Below are 17,749 nucleotides of genomic sequence, written 5' to 3' on the forward strand. Positions count from 1 at the left end.
ATAAACTAAAATCGGTTTTTGAATAAGTATTTTTAGCTTATGAAAAACCGATTTTTATTTTTCTTTATTTTATCTAGCCTCTCTTTGTGGTCTCAAACTACTATAAAAGGAACTATTTATGATAAAAATGGTGTTTTAGAAAATGTTGCAGTTTATCTTAATAATACCATGTTTGGCACAACAACAGATGTTAAGGGCGAATTTGAACTACAAGTAAAAGAAGGGCAATATGAACTTATAGTTTCTTATTTAGGCTATAAAAAAATTGTATACTCCTTAAATACATCAAACTATACAAAGCCATTAACTTTTGTTTTAGAAGAAGAGGAAAATGTTTTAGATGAAATTGTTATTAAAAAGATAGTTTATGATGAGGAATGGAAATATAATTTACAAGCTTTTAAAGACGGCTTTTTAGGAAGAACATCACTTTCTAAAGAATGTGAGATTATAAATAAAGAGGTACTATTTTTTGATTTTAATCGAAAGGAAAATAAGCTGGAAGCTTTTGCTAAAAAACCACTAAAAATAAAACACAAAGCATTAGGTTACATCATCACTTTTGAACTAGAAAGTTTTGTAAGAACTAATGATTATATCACTTATTTAGGTTACACTAGATATAAAGAAATGAAAGGTGGTAAACGAAAACAAAAACGTTGGAAAAAAAACAGATTAATTGCTTATAAAGGTTCTCAGGTACATTTTTATAAATCTTTAATAAATGACACTTTTACCAAAGAAGGTTACATTATTAATCAGTTTAAAAGAGTAGAAAATCCTGAGAGACCTACTGAACAAGAAATACAAAAAGCACGTGAATTATTAAGATTAAATAGAAATTTTAATCTTGATTTTTCTAAAAAAATTGTAACTCCATTAACTGCTTTAGATTCAGCATTAGTTACTGTTAGAAAAGCAAGATTACCAAAGTTTAAAGATTATTTATACAAATCTAAATTAAAGAAAGATGAAGTAATCTCTTTTAAAAACAATACAAATACACTAACTTTTGATAATAATTTAAGTGTCGTTTATACTAATGAAAAAGAAGAAAAAGGGTATGTTATAAGAAATGTATTTAGTAAAAAAAGAGAAGCAACCTACCAAACTTCTTCAATTATTCCATTAGAAAAAAATATTGTTTTAGATAAAAGCGGAATCTTAATAAAACCTTTAAGCGTTTTTTATGAAGGCTATTGGTCTTATGAAAAATTTGCACATACATTGCCTTTAGATTACGAACCTACATATTAGGTTTATTCTTTTCCTCTATCCATTTACTCATATATTTTGTGGCTTGTAAAGTTTCATGCTGTAATAAACTCCCTAAAAAATTCTTGGTTCTGTGCTGTTCTATATTTTCTTGTAGTTGTTTAATTCGATTGATAAATGGAAGCTCTAACTTGTCTTTATCATAAATTTGATTGATAATTTCAATTCCGTTTTTTTGAGATTGTTCCCAACTATTTTTGTTGGTATATAATTCAATCGCTTTTTTAGCAAATTGTTTATAGTTATTTTCTATAAAACCATTCCAAGATAAATTTTCATGCATCCCTTCTGCTCCAATTTTTGAAGTAATTGAGGGTGTACCACAAATCATGGCTTCTGTTAACTTTCCTTTAATTCCTGCCCCAAAATTTAAAGGAGCTAAAACTACTTTTGCCTTAGAAATTACAGATTTAGAATTCTCTGCAAACCCTTTTATTAAAAATCCTTCTTTAGCATTATGTAACTCTTTTATTTGTTGATTTACATACGCTCCATAAATATGCATTTCTACATTTGGCAGTTGTTTTTTTATGGTACTCCAAATTTGTTTTTTTAGAGTTAAAACTGCATCTATATTAGGTTTATGATAAAAATTACCTATAAATATAAAGTCTTTTTTATCTTCAAAAGATTGCCATTTTTGGGTTTGACTTGCATCAATTTTATTGAATAAAAAAGGTAAATAATACAATAAAGATTCATCAATTTTGAAGAGAATTTTTAACAATTCCAATTCATAAGATGAAATAATTAAAGATAAATCACAACGTAAAATAGCAGCAATTTCTCTTTTAGTGTCTTCCGCTTTTAAAAGTGCTTCGTTAGAAAAATTCTCTCCTTTTTTATATTGTTGATGACGAACTTTACGTAAAAAATGTAAATCTTCTGTATCTAAAATTCGTAAAGCATTTGGGCAATGTTCTGCAACTCTCCATCCAAATTGTTCTTCAATCATAAAACGATCGAACATAACAATAGTGGGTTGCAATTCGTTTAAAAAATCATCAAAAGAAGATGAGTTTAATTGTATAGAAACCTCTTTAACACCTAACTCTGTTAAAGAGGTTTCTTTAGTAGATTTTTGTGAAGCACAAGCAAAAGTAACTTGCCAATGTTGAGCTAAAAAAAGTTGAATTAATTGTAACATTCTTCCACCTGCTGCAGAAGAATTGGGCTCTACCCAAACTGCTCCAATTATTAAAACTTTTGGCTTCAATTACTTTGCTGTCATTTGTTGCTTGTAATCTGCTTGTACTTTTTTACCCCAAGCTACAACAGCATCTATTTGTGCTTGTGTTAAATTAGCTTCAGCATGTGTCCAAGTATAAGAATTTAAAGGCATTTCTTTCTTCTCTACCTCTTCATACAATTCATCCATTTTATGCTCTTTTCTTTTTAAAGAATATTCACTCCATTTCGAAAAGTCTAAATGTTTTTTACCATCTCTAATATGCTCATCTAACCAATAATTAACAGGAGTTATGTTATTATACCAAGGGTAATTTGTTTTTGCTGAATGGCAATCAAAACAAGTTGTTTTTAAAATTTGAGTGACTTCAGCTGGCGGATTTGTCTCTGCTATAAATGCATTAACAGTATCTAAATTTCCATCATTTTTCTCTGGTCCAAAAAACTGAGCTACTACTAAAGCAATTAATAAAACAACACCTATTTTTTTTAAAACTTTCATAAGTTAAACATTAAAATTGAATCTGTGTAAATCTACAAAATCCTCTTATTATTCTCTAAAAATATATGTATTTTTGTCGCTCACAATTTCTTAAACAATGAAATACGATATTATAGTTATTGGTTCAGGTCCTGGAGGATACATTTCTGCAATTAGAGCATCACAATTAGGTAAAAAAGTAGCAATTATTGAAAAATATAGCACTTTAGGTGGTACTTGTTTAAATGTAGGTTGTATACCTTCTAAAGCTTTATTAGACTCTTCTCATCATTTTTATGATGCAACTCATCATTTTGAAGAGCATGGTATTACTGTAGAGAAACCTTCTTTTGACTTTTCTAAAATGATTGAAAGAAAAGCAAATGTAGTTGAAACTACAACTGGAGGAATCAAATATCTGATGGATAAAAATAATATTGATGTTTATGAAGGTTTAGGTTCTTTTGAAGATGCTACTCACGTTAAAGTTTCTAAAAACGACGGTTCTTCAGAGGTTATAGAAGGTACCAATATTATTATTGCAACAGGTTCAAAACCTTCTACTTTACCTTTTATAGAGATTGATAAAGAAAGAATCATTACTTCTACAGAAGCTTTAAAGTTAAAAGAAGTACCAAAACACTTATTAGTAATTGGTGGTGGAGTTATTGGTTTAGAATTAGGTTCTGTTTATAAGAGATTAGGAGCAGAAGTTACTGTTATAGAATATGCTCCGAAAATTACGCCAACAATGGATGCTGATGTTTCTAAAGAACTACAAAAAGTTTTAAAGAAACAAGGTATGAAGTTTAATGTAAGTCATGGAGTTACAGCTGTAGAAAGAAATGGAGATGAAATAGTTGTAAAAGCAAACAATAAAAAAGGTGAAGAAGTTACGTTTACTGGAGATTATTGCTTAGTTTCTGTGGGAAGAAAAGCGTATACAGAAGGTTTAGGCTTAGATAAAGTTGGTGTAAAAGTAAATGAAAGAGGTCAAGTAGAAGTTAATGATCATTTACAGACAAACGTTTCTAATATTTATGCTATTGGTGATGTTGTAAAAGGTGCAATGTTAGCTCACAAAGCTGAAGAAGAAGGTGTTGTTGTTGCAGAATATTTAGCAGGTCAAAAACCACATATAGATTATAATTTAATTCCTGGTATTGTTTACACATGGCCAGAAGTAGCTGCAGTTGGTAAAACTGAACAAGAATTAAAAGATGCAAATGTAGCTTATAAGGCTGGTAAATTTTCAATGCGTGCTTTAGGAAGATCTAGAGCAAGTGGAGATATTGATGGTTTTGTAAAAGTTTTAGCAGATAAAAACACAGATGAAGTATTAGGAGTTCATATGGTTGGTGCTAGAGTTGCAGATTTAATTATGGAAGCAGCAGTAGCCATGGAGTATAGAGCTTCTGCTGAAGATTTAGCAAGAATTTGTCATGGACACCCAACGTATTCTGAAGCTGTAAAAGAAGCAGCTAAAGCAGCTTGGGATGGTAAGCCATTAAACGCATAAATAAAAACCAAAATAAAAAAACCTCACTATTGGTGAGGTTTTTTTGTTTCCAAAACTTTCAAGTATTTTTACAATTCTATGCAAAGAACCATTAAAACTTTTTTAGTTGAAGATGTTCAAAAATTTAAAGACCAGCTTTTGGTTTGGTCTCAACAATTTGAAACTGTTTTATGGTTAGATTCTAACAACTACAAACAACAATATACAAGTTTTGATGCAGCTTTAGCTGTTGAAGAATTCACTTCTATAAAAACAGATTATCTGAATGCTTTTGAGAAATTAAAAGAATATCAAAGTATTACTAAAGACTATATTTTTGGTTATTTATCTTATGATGTAAAAAATGATATAGAAGAACTTAATTCTAACAATTTTGACGGTTTAGACTTTGCTGATATTTATTTTTTTCAGCCACAAAAACTATTTTTTATCAAAGACAACGCTATTGAATTTCATTATTTAAAAATGGCAGATGATGAGATAGCAATTGATTTTGAAGCAATTTGTAAAACTGAGCTTGACGAAGTTTCTCTAACAGAAAAGAAAAAAAGACCTTTCGACTTTGCTCAAGGTGACAAAAACATCAAAATAAAACTTCGTATTCATAAAGATGAGTATTATTCTAAAGTGACTAAAGTTTTAGAACATATTAAAAGAGGTGATATTTATGAAGCCAACTTTTGTCAAGAATTTTATGCTGAAAATAGTACTATAGATCCTGTAAAAGTATATCAAGACTTAAATGAAATCTCTAAACCACCTTTTGCTACTTTTTTCAAAAATGACCATCAATATTTGTTAAGTGCTTCACCTGAAAGATATATTAGAAAAGAAGGCTCAAAAATAATTTCTCAACCTATAAAAGGAACTGCAAAACGTTTAAGAAGTAAGATTGACGATACTAAAATAGCATCAGATTTAGCAAGAGATATTAAAGAACGTTCAGAAAATGTAATGATTGTTGATTTGGTTAGAAACGACCTTTCAAAATCTGCTATAAAGGGAAGTGTAAAAGTAGAAGAATTATGCAAAGTATATTCTTTTAAGCAAGTACATCAAATGATTTCTACAGTCGTTTCTGAATTAAAGGATGACATTCATCCCATTCAAGTTTTAAAAGATACTTTTCCTATGGGAAGTATGACTGGAGCTCCAAAAGTATCTGCAATGAAAATCATAGAAAATTTAGAAGAAACCAAACGTGGTTTGTATTCTGGAACTGTTGGTTATTTTACTCCTGAAGGAGATTTTGACTTTAATGTAGTTATTAGAAGTATTTTATATAATTCAGAAAAAAAATATATTTCTTATTCTGTAGGAGGTGCAATTACAGCAAAATCTATCCCTGAAAAGGAATATGAAGAGTGTTTACTAAAAGCAAAAGCAATGAAATTTGTGCTCCAAAATTCTAAATAGCTATGATTAATAACAAAGAAGAAAAATTCCAATCTATCTTTAATAACTTAAAAGAAAAGCCTAATGAAATAAATATGTTTGGTGCATTTTTAAAAATGTATCCAGAAGATTGGAAACAACTAAAAATAAATTTCAGTAAATTTAACAGAAGCAAACAATTTGGGAAAACAATTCCTTTACCAAAACCAGAATCATCCTTAAAAAAAGAGATTAGAGTTTGGTTAAAAAATCAAAAAATATGACACATCAAGAATTTAACTTTAACTTTCATAATACATCTTTTTATGGTCAATATTGGGAAGCCAAGCAAACAGAGGGAGTTGTAGTTTTGGTTCATGGAATGGGCGAACATTCTAGTAGATACAAACATGTTGCAAAAAAATTAACTGATAATGATTTTTCTGTAGTTACTTTTGATCAGTTTGGTCATGGAAAAACAAAAGGAAAAAGAGGACATAACCCAAATTTTGAAGCTGTCTTAAATTCAGTGACGACAGTAATTGAAAAAGCAAAAAAGCTTTTTCCAAACAAACCTATTTTTCTTTATGGGCATTCTATGGGTGGTAATGTAGTTACAAACTATGTACTTAGAAAAGAGCACCAAATTAAAGGAGCTATTGCAACAAGTCCTTTTTTAAAATTAGCTTTTGATCCACCTGCAATAAAGTTATTTGTGGGTAAAATGTTAAAAAATATAGTACCTTCTTTAACTATGGGTAATGAGCTAGACCCAAATGCGCTATCAAGAAAAAAAGAAGAAGTAAAAAAATATATGGATGATGATTTAGTACATGCAAAAATTAGCCCTAATTATTCTATTAAATTTATAGAAACAGGAAATTGGGCCATTGAAAATGCATCAAAATTAAATACACCCATGTTATTTTTGCATGGAACTTCTGACAGTATTACAGATCATAAAGGCTCAGAAGAATTTGCAGAAAACACTCATAAAGCAGCTGTAAAATTATATAAAGATGGCTTTCATGAATTGCATAACGATTTATGTGCATCAGAAATGTTAGAAGATGTTGTAAATTGGTTAAAATCTCAATTGTAAATTCTGTACTTTTGAAGTAATAAATGCTTCAAAAATTTAAACAACATATCACTAAAGAATTTCCTTTTTTAAAGGATACTAAACTTTTACTTGCCATTTCTGGTGGTGTAGATTCTGTAGTTTTGTTTCATTTATTACACAAATTAAATTATGATGTTTCTTTAGCACATTGTAATTTTAAATTACGAGGTAAAGAAAGTGATTTAGATGAAGAATTTATTAAAAATTTAAATCAAATATCGTCTAATCAGATTTTTACAATAAGTTTTGATACAGAAAAATATGCTAAAGAGCATAAACTTTCTACACAAATTGCAGCAAGAGAGTTACGTTACAATTGGTTACAAAAATTAATAACAGAACATAAATTTGATTATGTTTTAACTGCTCATCATGCAGATGATAATTTAGAAACCTTTCTAATTCATTTAACTCGTGGTTCTGGGTTAGATGGTTTTACTGGAATTCCAAAAGTGAATGGAAACATTGTTCGTCCACTTTTAGCTTTTTCTAGAGAAGAAATTTTAAACTACGCAAAAGATTATGATTTAGAATGGAGAGAGGATGCAAGTAATGCTTCTAACAAATACATTCGAAATAAAATTAGACATCAAGTTTTACCAGTTTTAAAAGAAATTAACCCAAGTATCTTAGATTCTTTTGCTACAACTTTAGAGAATTTGCAAGAGAGTAAACAAATTATAGAAGATAGCATTGAAAATATAGCATCAGAAGTTCTTGAAAAGGAAGCTAATTTTATTAAAATAGATATTGAGAAAATTAAAGAACTTTCAAATTCGAAAGCATATTTGTATCAACTTTTAAAAACTTATCATTTTACAGAATGGAATGATGTATATGATCTTTTAAATGCACAATCAGGAAAACAAGTTTTTTCTAAAACGCATCGTTTGTTAAAAGATAGAAATGTACTGATTTTATCAAAAATAGATTTGTCAAACTCGATTGAAATGGCATTTCAAATAGAAGAGGAAATAACAGAAATTACAAATCCTATTCACTTAACATTTGAAGAAGTATTTGAAAAATCAACAGAAAACAAACAAACAATTTACGTTGATAAAGATTTGTTAAAGTATCCATTAATATTAAGAAAATGGGAAAAAGGCGACTATATTTATCCTTTAGGAATGCAAGGAAAAAAGAAACTAAGCAAGTATTTTAAAGATGAAAAATTCTCTTTAATAGATAAAGAAAATACTTGGCTACTTTGCAATGCAGAAAATCAAATTATGTGGATTGTAAATCATAGACAGGATAGACGTTTTGTAAAAAATAACAACTTAAAAATTAGTGTATTATCATGAAGAAATTCATCAATTTTTTAATTTTAATTGTAGCCTTTTCAGGTTTTTCTCAAACTGAAGAAAATCCTATTGAAATAAAAACTTCTGTAAAAAAAATATCTGAAACTGAATATGATATCATATTTAATGCTACTCTTTATAAAGGTTGGTATTTGTATTCTCAATACAACCCTGATGAAGCTTCTTTACCATTAGAAATTACAATTCCTGAAAGTGAAAATGGATATAAATTAGTTGGTAAAGCAGATGAAAAAGATACGTTTAAAAAGTATTCAGACGTTTGGGAAAAAGAAGAAATAGTTTTTAAAGACAAAGCCATAATTACGCAAAGAATTGAGTTAACTAATAAAGATATAACTACTATTAAATTAAACTTCTTTGGTCAAGTATGTGAAACTGCTTGTATAAATATAGATGAACTTTTTACTATTTCTCTTTCTGGTGCTATTATAAACAATGATATCTCAATTGATGAAAAAAGTAAAGAACTTTCTAAAAAGTTAAAGCTAGACTTAAAAAATACAGCATTATTAAAATCTTCTACAGAAGACGAGAATAATACTTCAAATGGTTTACTTAATATATTTTTATTAGGTTTTGTCGGAGGTCTTTTAGCTCTATTAACACCATGTGTTTTTCCTATGATTCCTCTAACTGTATCATTTTTTACAAAACAATCGAAAAACAAAAGTAAAGGTGTTTTTAATGCAATTCTTTATGGTTTCTTTATAGTACTTATTTATATTTTATTAAGTATTCCTTTTCACTTTTTAGATAATTTAGATCCAGAAATTTTAAATACCATCTCTACTAATGTTTGGCTAAATATTTTCTTTTTTGCAGTTTTAGTGTTTTTTGCTTTTTCTTTCTTTGGTTTTTACGAAATAACGTTACCTAGTTCTTGGGGAAATAAAATGGATAATGCTTCTTCAGTTGGAGGTATCATAGGAGTATTCTTTATGGCATTAACGCTAGCTATTGTTTCCTTTTCTTGTACAGGCCCTATTTTAGGTTCGTTATTAGCAGGTTCTTTAACTTCTGATGGTGGAGCAATACAACTTACAGCTGGTATGTCTGGTTTTGGGTTAGCATTAGCTTTGCCTTTTGCGTTATTTGCGTTATTCCCAAATTGGCTAAACTCTTTACCAAAATCTGGTGGATGGTTAAATACAACCAAAGTTGTTTTAGGTTTTTTAGAATTAGCATTAGCTTTTAAATTTTTATCTAATGCAGATTTAGTTGCTCATTGGGATTTATTGAAACGTGAAGTATTTATAGGTATTTGGGTTGTTGTTTTTATTGGCTTAGCACTGTATTTGTTTGCGAAAATTAAATTTCCACACGATTCACCAATTAAAAAATTATCATTTTCTAGAATTTCTTTTGGTTTTTTAACACTAGCTTTTGTGGTTTATATTTCACCAGGAGTTTTGAAAAATCCAACTTGGAATTTGAGTTTGCTAAGTGGGTTTCCTCCACCACAATTCTACAGTATTTATGAGCAAGAAAGTGATTGCCCTTTAGGTTTAGATTGTTATAAAGATTTTGATGAAGGTTTGGCAAAAGCAAAAGAAGTTAACAAACCAATATTATTAGATTTTACAGGTTGGGCTTGTGTTAATTGTAGAAAAATGGAAGAAAACGTATGGAGTGTTCCTAACGTTTATAAAACCCTTAAAAATGATTATATCTTAATTTCTTTATATGTAGATGATAATGAAAAAGAGTTACCAAAAAATCAACAATTTGATTTTTTAAAAGAAAATGGAAGAATAAAAAAGATTAAAACTGTTGGTGATAAATGGTCTACATTTCAAGTAATTAACTTTAAAAATGCATCTCAGCCTTATTATGTGCTATTAAGTCCTAATTTAGAAATATTAAATACAGCACAACAATACACAGATAAAGAAACTTATTATAGTTGGCTACAAAAAGGGTTGCAAAACTTCAAAAAATAAAACAAATTCAACACTTCTATTCAAATATTGAGTATTTCAAAAAAAGTGTGTCTAATTTATATCGATTTCGTATTTTTTTAAGCTATTATTCATAAAAACCTAGCTTTTTTATTTTTAGATTTTCGTAATTTCACACTATAAAATTGTGAGATTATGTCTGCATTACCAAAACTAACTTTATTTAACGATAACGTATTATCTAGATATCAAATATACAATAGCATATTTGTTACCTTACCTTTTGATACTATAAGAGATACTGGAGTTTTACTGCCTCTATTTCAAAAAATGTGTGAAAAAGGATTTGAAAAAGGAAAAAACCCTACAGAAATAGTAGAAACGTTTTTCAAAAAATATCAAGATAATCCAACAGAAAAAGAACAGATAGATTTACTTTTTCATTTTATAAAATATATAGAGCGTTTAGTTGTTTTGTTTGATGCTGTTGAAGATGCAGCTTTTCCTATTGTAAATAATATGGAAGGTTTTGGAACACTTCGTAATTCTAAAGAAACAGCTATTTTAAGTAATAAAAAAGAACAATTAAAAAAATATCTAGAAGAATTTAAAGTAAGAATTGTTCTTACTGCTCACCCAACACAATTTTATCCTGGTAGTGTTTTAGGTATTATTACAGACTTAGACAAAGCTATACAAAATGATGATTTATTACTGATTAAAAAATTATTAGCTCAATTAGGTAAAACTCCTTTTTACAAAAAGAAAAAACCAACACCTTTTGACGAAGCTGTAAGTTTAATTTGGTATTTAGAAAATGTTTTTTATGATTCTGTAAGTAACATATATAATTACATTCAAGATAATATTTACGATGGTAATCCTACAGAAAATGAAATCATAGATTTAGGTTTTTGGCCTGGTGGAGATAGAGATGGAAACCCTTTTGTAACTACACAAATCACTTTAGATGTAGCAGAAAAATTACGCCAATCTATTTTAAGAAGCTATTATGGAGATGTTAGAAAACTAAAAAGACGTTTTACTTTTACAGGTGTAGAAGAAATTTTAACAAGAATAGAAAAAAGACTATATAAGCACGTAGTTAGAAGTTATACTAAGGTAAATTTCTCTCAAAAAATTCTACTAAGTGAGTTAGAAAAAATTAGAGAAATTATTAAAAATGATCATAACTCTTTGTTTATTGAAGAGATAAATGATTTTATCAATAAAGTTAGAATTTTTGGTTTTCATTTTGCGAGCTTAGATATTAGACAAGATAGTAGAGTGCATCATAAAGCTTTTACGCAAATTGTAGATGATTTATTAGCTACTGGAGACACAACTTTTCCTAAAAATTATCACAACCTTTCAGCAGAAGAACAAATAGAACTTTTATCAACAATTAAAGGAGAAATTGATCCAGAGATACTTACAGATGAAATGTCTGTAAAAACCATTGAATCTATTTATGCATTAAAAACCATACAACAAAGAAATGGAGAACGTGGAGCTAATAGATACATCATTAGTAATAATCAAACAGCATTAAATGTAATGCAAACGTTTGCTATGTTAAATTTATGTGGTTTCGAAAATGAACTACCTGTAGATGTTATTCCGCTTTTTGAAACTGTAGATGATTTAGAAAATTCAGAAAGTGTAATGCGAACTTTATATTCTAATAGAGCTTATAGACACCATTTATCTAAAAGAAAGAACAAACAAACCATTATGTTAGGTTTTTCTGATGGTACTAAAGATGGTGGATATTTAATGGCAAATTGGGGTATTTTTAAAGCCAAAGAAGCTTTAACAAAAGTATCTAGAGAATTTGATATCGAAGTTATTTTCTTTGATGGTAGAGGAGGACCACCAGCAAGAGGAGGAGGAAAAACCCATCAGTTTTATGCTTCTTTAGGGCCAACAATTGAGGATAAAGAAATTCAGTTAACCATACAAGGACAAACTATTAGTTCTAATTTTGGAACAAAAAATTCTGCACAATATAATTTAGAACAACTACTTAGCTCTGGAATTAAGAATGAAGTTTTTACTAAAGATCAAATCAGTACAAAACACAGAAAATTAATTGAAGATTTAGCTTCTACAAGTTATCAAACTTATGTAGACTTTAAAAATCATCCTAAGTTTTTACCTTACTTAGAAAAAATGAGTACATTAAAGTACTATGCTAAAACTAATATTGGTAGTAGACCTAGTAAACGTTCTAATTCTGATACATTAGATTTTTCTCAATTAAGAGCAATCCCTTTTGTAGGTAGCTGGAGCCAACTAAAACAAAATGTACCAGGATTTTTTGGTGTGGGTACAGCCTTAAAGAAATACGAAGATTCAGGTAAATTCGATGAAATTGTAGATTTTTATAATGCATCAGATTTCTTTAAAACCTTGTTAGAAAATAGTATGATGAGTTTAACAAAATCTTTCTTTGGATTAACCTCTTATATGGCTGAAGATGAAGAATTTGGCGAATTCTGGAAACTAATTTACGAAGAATATAAAACTACAAAAAGATTACTTTTAAAGTTAACTGGTCATTCTACATTAATGGAGAATTATCCTGTTGGTAAAGCCTCAATAGAAATGAGAGAAAACATAGTGTTGCCTTTATTAACAATACAGCAATATGCACTTAAAAAAGTACAAGATTTACAAAAATCTGGAGGTAATGAAAAGGAAATCAAAGTGTTTGAAAAAATGGTAATGCGTTCTTTATTTGGTAATATTAACGCGAGTAGAAATTCGGCATAATTTAATTTTTTTCTTTATTTTTAAAGAAAAAAATATGCTTGTTAAAGTTTTTGGCTCTGCCGTTTTTGGTATAGAGGCTACAACAATTACTATTGAAGTTAATATAGATAAAGGTATAGGTTATCATTTGGTAGGTTTACCAGACAAAGCTGTTAGCGAGAGTTCATATAGAATATCTGCAGCTTTAAATAATAATAATTACAAACTTCCTGGTAAAAAAATCATTATTAATATGGCGCCTGCAGACATTCGTAAAGAAGGTGCTGCTTATGATTTAAGTTTGGCTATAGGTATTTTAGCTGCTTCTAATCAAATACAATCTAAAAACATAGAAGATTATATAATTATGGGAGAGCTATCTTTAGATGGTAGTTTACAACCCATAAAAGGTGCTTTACCTATTGCCATAAAAGCTAGAGAAGAAGGTTTTAAACATTTTATTTTACCCAAAGAAAATGCCAAAGAAGCAGCTATTGTAAATGATTTAGAAATTCTTGGTGTAGACAATATTTTAGAGGTAATTCATCATTTTAATAATGAAAGAAAAATTGAACCTACTATAATTGACACAAGAGCCGAGTTTTATAAAAATTTAGATTTCCCAGAGTTTGATTTTTCTGATGTTAAAGGACAAGAATCTATAAAACGTTGTATGGAAATTGCAGCTGCTGGTGGACATAACATTATTTTAATTGGTCCTCCAGGAGCAGGTAAAACTATGTTAGCCAAAAGATTGCCTTCTATTTTGCCACCCATGACTTTGCGTGAAGCGTTAGAAACTACCAAAATTCATTCTGTTGTTGGTAAAACCAAAGACAATGGTTTAATGGTTCAACGTCCTTTTAGAAGTCCTCATCACACAATTTCTGATGTTGCACTTGTTGGAGGTGGACAATACCCACAACCAGGAGAAATCTCTTTATCTCATAATGGTGTTTTATTTTTAGATGAATTACCCGAATTTAAACGTACTGTTTTAGAAGTTATGCGTCAACCTTTAGAAGATAGAGAGGTCACAATTTCTAGAGCAAGATTTACAGTAACGTATCCAAGTTCTTTTATGTTAGTTGCTAGTATGAACCCTAGTCCAAGTGGATTTTTTAATGACCCAAATTCTCCTATGACCTCTTCACCTCAAGAAATGCAACGTTATTTAAGTAAGATTTCTGGACCATTATTAGATAGAATTGATATTCATATTGAAGTAACACCTGTTCCTTTTGATAAGTTATCAGAAGAAAGAAAAGGAGAATCTTCTGTAGAAATAAGAAAGCGAGTTACTGCTGCTAGAGAAATACAAACCGAACGTTTTGCTGCTTATGAAAACTTGCATTACAATGCACAGATGCAAGTAAAACAAATTCGTACATTTTGTAAATTATCAGAAGAAAGTAAAACGTTGCTAAAAACTGCCATGGAAAAACTAAACCTATCTGCTAGAGCTTATGATAGAATCTTAAAAGTGGCTAGAACTATTGCTGATTTGGCAAACTCAAAAGAAATTTCTCCTGATCATATTGCAGAAGCCATACAATATAGAAGTTTAGATAGAGAGGGTTGGTTGGGTTAACTTTTAGATTTTCCAATCGTTAACAACTCTTTCCATTGAGTTGTAAACCTAGGGCTTCTGTGTTCTTTTATAAGAGCCCATTGTTTTTCACGATTACCAACTGTAGCTAACTTTACGCAGTTTTTGCCAAACTTACTATTTAATTCATCTATAACTTTAGTAAGTTTAGAAGATTCACTTTTTTTAGGTTGATAAAATAAATTCGTTTGGATATCTGTATCTGGCACCAAGCCAAATAACTGTACCCCTACTTTTTTATAACGATAACCTGGTTTGTAAATTTTTTGTAATCCTTTTAAAGCTTCTTGGGTTAATTTAATAGTGCTATTTGTAGGTATGTCTAGCGTAATCACAATTTTATTTCTGTATTGTTTATCTGTATTACTAAACGAATTGGTATGTAAAAAAACCTCTAAATAGCTTGCTGCTGAGTTTTGCTGACGTAATAAATCTGCAACCTCTGCTACATAATAACTAGTAGCTTCTTCAATTAAACCATAATCTTCTAACTTATAGCCAAAAGATTTTGCTGTTCCTATTCCTTTTTTCTTGTCTACTTTTATGGTCATTTCATGACAAGGAAAATTATTTAATTCTCTCCACAAACGCTCACCTACAACTGTCATTTCTTTACGAACCCAAGCTAAAGGTACTTTTGTAAAATCGTAAGCGCTTTTTGCTCCTGTTTTTTCTACACGAATTTTGTGCTGTCTCCCAATTCCCCAAATATCTTTTAACGAAAAATACTTTAGCATTGCTATTCTTTTTTCTTCGTTTTCTACAACATAAACACCATTATTTTCAGCAACTTTTTTGGCAAATTTGTTCGCCATTTTAGAAAGCGATTTTGTTTTGGCAACTCCTACTCCAACAGGAATACCTGTGTTTTTGTGTACACGATCTTTTATTTCGTTAGCAATAGCATCTAGTTCAGAAATAGAATAATGAGATAAATCTACAAAGCTTTCGTCTATACTATATTCTTCTACATTTTGCGAAAATTCTCGCAAAGTATCCATAACTCTTTGAGACATATCTGCATACAAGGTATAATTTGATGAGAAACACGTAACATTATTTGCTTTTAAAACTTCTTTAATTTTAAAAACAGGCTCAAACATTGGAATATGCGTTAATGCTTTTGCTTCTTTATTGGCTGCAATTACACAACCATCATTATTACTTAACACAACAACAGGCTTATTCTGTAAATCTGGTCTAAATACCTGCTCACAAGAGGCGTAAAAACTATTACAATCTACTAAAGCAATCATAAGGTAGATTTTATAATGTAAGTAATAACACCCCAAAGCTGAATTTCTTCTTTTGAGTCTTTATCGATTCTAGTGATTTCGAAAGCGCCTTCTTTGGTAATGACTGCTAATTGATTTTGTTTTGGTGTAAGTGATTTGTCAATGATTAAAACATCATCTTTTAAAATTTGAAATTCAGAAAAACTATCATCAATAACACGCACATAAAATGTAGAAGAAGGGTTGTTGATGAGTGCATCATTTAAATCGATTCGAGGTTCTGTATAATGTGTTGCAGGACTAGAAAAACCAGTCTGACTGGGTCGTTTTACTCGATAACTTTTCTTCGATTTTTCTACTAAGTTTGCTTTGCCTGATTCCACACATTAAAATTAATGCAAAAAGGAATACGCAATTGTTAATTTTTAGAAATTAATTAACAAATTTCAGGTTTTTTGAGAATCAATAATTTACAAAAAGAGGTTAAAAAAATAACGGAATTATAAATTGATAATACAGAATTAGTAGACCAACAGCAATTACATTTAAGACAACACCTGCTTTAACCATTTGGTTTACTTTTACATAACCACTCGCAAAAACAATAGCATTTGGTGGAGTTGCCATTGGCAACATAAACGCACAACTACTAGCCATAGTTACAGGGATTAATAAGTTTAGAATAGGTATGTTTAGCCCTATTGCAATACCTGCAACTACAGGAGCTAAAACAGCAACTAAAGCCACATTACTCATTAACTCTGTCATAAACAACATCAATACAATTAGTAATGAAACTGTTGCTAAAATATTAAACTCACCAGCTGCAATAGTATCTGTAATTAATGCTACTAAACCAGAAGAAGCCATACCTTTTGCGAGTGCTAAACCACCTCCAAAAAGCAGTAAAATTCCCCAAGCTAATTTGCTAGTATCATTCCATTCTAAAACAAAATTTCCTTTTTTAAAATTTAGTGGAATCGCAAATAACGAAACTGCACCTATTAAACTGATAATAGTATCAGACAATTTTAATGTAGGAAAAATACTATTGATTAATGTTCTTGTAATCCATAAAAAAACAGTGATTGCAAAAATGGTTAATACTCTTTTTTCTTGTTTTGATATTTTACCCAATTTCAAAATTTCTTCATCAATTAAATTAGCAGATGATGTAAACAAAATTCCTTTACAAGGAAACATCCATTTTACCAATACAAAATAAACTGCTGCTATCATTAAGATAGAAAATGGCAAGCCAAAACTCATCCAAGTAACAAAAGAAATTTGGATGTTATATTGATTCTCTAACAAGCCTATTAAAACTGAATTTGGTGGTGTACCAATAACTGTAGCAATTCCTCCAGCATTTGCAGCAAAAGCAATACCTAGCATTATACTTAGGGCAAAATTTTTATCACCTTTAGTAAACCCATCTTTATCATCAATTAATAGTTTAATTACTGATATTGCAATAGGTAGCATTACAACTGTACTTGCTGTATTGCTAATCCACATACTCATAAAAGCAGTAGCTAGCATAAAACCTAACACTACTTTCTCTGGAGTTGTACCTGTTAATTTTACAATTGTTAAGGCAATTCTTCTATGTAGATTTACTTTTTCTAAAGCCAAAGCAAGTACAAAGCCTCCAAAGAATAAAAAGATGATGGGACTACCATAATTAGCACCAACATCTGCAATAGGCATCACTTTTAATAATGGAAATAAAATAAGTGGTAATAATGCTGTAACAGCAATATGAACAGTTTCTGTAATCCACCAAATTACCATCCAAACAGCAACTGCAATTACTGCATCACCTGTTTCTGAAACCAAGGTTATTGGTAAAAATTGAATGATAAAAAATAATAACGGCCCCAAAATAAGACCTATTTTTTTGGATAGTAGCATTAGTAAGCTTTGTGCTAAAATAAAAAAAACCTCTCAAAATTGAGAGGTTTT

The 17,749-nt window shown here is 29.4% G+C and carries 14 protein-coding genes; 9 read left to right on the forward strand and 5 right to left on the reverse strand.

The features are described from left to right. Nucleotides 1-39: 39 nt before the first annotated feature. Nucleotides 40-1,257, forward strand: coding sequence for a carboxypeptidase-like regulatory domain-containing protein (locus ACFOWD_RS02140; RefSeq protein ID WP_377407721.1), 1,218 nt, complete (start codon nucleotides 40-42; stop codon nucleotides 1,255-1,257). Here ACFOWD_RS02140 and ACFOWD_RS02145 read toward each other — a convergent pair. Together ACFOWD_RS02145 and ACFOWD_RS02150 are read right to left on the reverse strand one after the other, a co-directional pair. Beyond that, nucleotides 1,247-2,491 (reverse strand): glycosyltransferase, encoded by a 1,245-nt coding sequence (locus tag ACFOWD_RS02145; RefSeq protein WP_377407723.1) that lies wholly within the window; start codon nucleotides 2,489-2,491, stop codon nucleotides 1,247-1,249. The two genes, ACFOWD_RS02140 and ACFOWD_RS02145, sit on opposite strands and share 11 nt — an antisense overlap. Next, complete coding sequence (locus ACFOWD_RS02150; RefSeq protein ID WP_377407725.1) at nucleotides 2,492-2,965, reverse strand: heme-binding domain-containing protein; 474 nt, start codon at nucleotides 2,963-2,965, stop codon at nucleotides 2,492-2,494. A 97-nt stretch (nucleotides 2,966-3,062) separates the two neighbouring features. On the opposite strand from ACFOWD_RS02150, the gene lpdA reads away from it, so the two are divergent. The 8 genes from lpdA to ACFOWD_RS02190 all read left to right on the forward strand — a co-directional run bounded on the left by lpdA (nucleotide 3,063) and on the right by ACFOWD_RS02190 (nucleotide 14,531). Continuing rightward, the gene (lpdA, locus tag ACFOWD_RS02155) at nucleotides 3,063-4,463 is read left to right on the forward strand and encodes a dihydrolipoyl dehydrogenase (RefSeq protein ID WP_377407727.1); all 1,401 of its coding nucleotides are present in this window, start codon (nucleotides 3,063-3,065) and stop codon (nucleotides 4,461-4,463) included. A gap of 78 nt (nucleotides 4,464-4,541) precedes the next feature. Further along, complete coding sequence (locus ACFOWD_RS02160) at nucleotides 4,542-5,879, forward strand: anthranilate synthase component I family protein (protein ID WP_377407729.1); 1,338 nt, start codon at nucleotides 4,542-4,544, stop codon at nucleotides 5,877-5,879. A gap of 2 nt (nucleotides 5,880-5,881) precedes the next feature. Continuing rightward, complete coding sequence (locus ACFOWD_RS02165) at nucleotides 5,882-6,121, forward strand: hypothetical protein (RefSeq protein ID WP_298989914.1); 240 nt, start codon at nucleotides 5,882-5,884, stop codon at nucleotides 6,119-6,121. Beyond that, on the forward strand, nucleotides 6,118-6,939 hold the full coding sequence (locus ACFOWD_RS02170; protein ID WP_377407731.1) for an alpha/beta hydrolase: 822 nt from the start codon (nucleotides 6,118-6,120) through the stop codon (nucleotides 6,937-6,939). Before ACFOWD_RS02165 ends, ACFOWD_RS02170 begins: the two co-directional genes overlap by 4 nt. Nucleotides 6,940-6,962: 23 nt before the next feature. Then, the gene (gene tilS / locus ACFOWD_RS02175) at nucleotides 6,963-8,267 is read left to right on the forward strand and encodes a tRNA lysidine(34) synthetase TilS (protein WP_377407733.1); all 1,305 of its coding nucleotides are present in this window, start codon (nucleotides 6,963-6,965) and stop codon (nucleotides 8,265-8,267) included. Continuing rightward, nucleotides 8,264-10,228, forward strand: a complete 1,965-nt coding sequence (locus ACFOWD_RS02180) for a protein-disulfide reductase DsbD family protein (protein ID WP_377407735.1) — start codon at nucleotides 8,264-8,266, stop codon at nucleotides 10,226-10,228. Before tilS ends, ACFOWD_RS02180 begins: the two co-directional genes overlap by 4 nt. A gap of 153 nt (nucleotides 10,229-10,381) precedes the next feature. Next, on the forward strand, nucleotides 10,382-12,961 hold the full coding sequence (locus ACFOWD_RS02185) for a phosphoenolpyruvate carboxylase (protein ID WP_377407737.1): 2,580 nt from the start codon (nucleotides 10,382-10,384) through the stop codon (nucleotides 12,959-12,961). Between the two features lie 34 nt (nucleotides 12,962-12,995). After that, entirely contained in the window at nucleotides 12,996-14,531 is a 1,536-nt protein-coding gene (locus tag ACFOWD_RS02190; protein ID WP_377407739.1) for a YifB family Mg chelatase-like AAA ATPase, read from the forward strand. Here ACFOWD_RS02190 and ACFOWD_RS02195 read toward each other — a convergent pair. The 3 genes from ACFOWD_RS02195 to ACFOWD_RS02205 all read right to left on the reverse strand — a co-directional run bounded on the left by ACFOWD_RS02195 (nucleotide 14,528) and on the right by ACFOWD_RS02205 (nucleotide 17,698). Continuing rightward, the gene (locus ACFOWD_RS02195) at nucleotides 14,528-15,805 is read right to left on the reverse strand and encodes a Y-family DNA polymerase (protein WP_377407741.1); all 1,278 of its coding nucleotides are present in this window, start codon (nucleotides 15,803-15,805) and stop codon (nucleotides 14,528-14,530) included. The two genes, ACFOWD_RS02190 and ACFOWD_RS02195, sit on opposite strands and share 4 nt — an antisense overlap. Beyond that, on the reverse strand, nucleotides 15,802-16,167 hold the full coding sequence (locus ACFOWD_RS02200; protein ID WP_298989947.1) for a S24 family peptidase: 366 nt from the start codon (nucleotides 16,165-16,167) through the stop codon (nucleotides 15,802-15,804). The genes ACFOWD_RS02195 and ACFOWD_RS02200 overlap by 4 nt, the downstream gene beginning before the upstream one ends. 100 nt (nucleotides 16,168-16,267) lie before the next feature. Next, a complete protein-coding gene (locus ACFOWD_RS02205; protein ID WP_377407743.1) occupies nucleotides 16,268-17,698 on the reverse strand; it encodes an SLC13 family permease in 1,431 nt (476 codons plus the stop codon). Between the last annotated feature and the right edge of the window lie 51 nt (nucleotides 17,699-17,749).

The organism is Polaribacter marinivivus, from assembly GCF_042651285.1.
Classification (GTDB): domain Bacteria; phylum Bacteroidota; class Bacteroidia; order Flavobacteriales; family Flavobacteriaceae; genus Polaribacter; species Polaribacter marinivivus.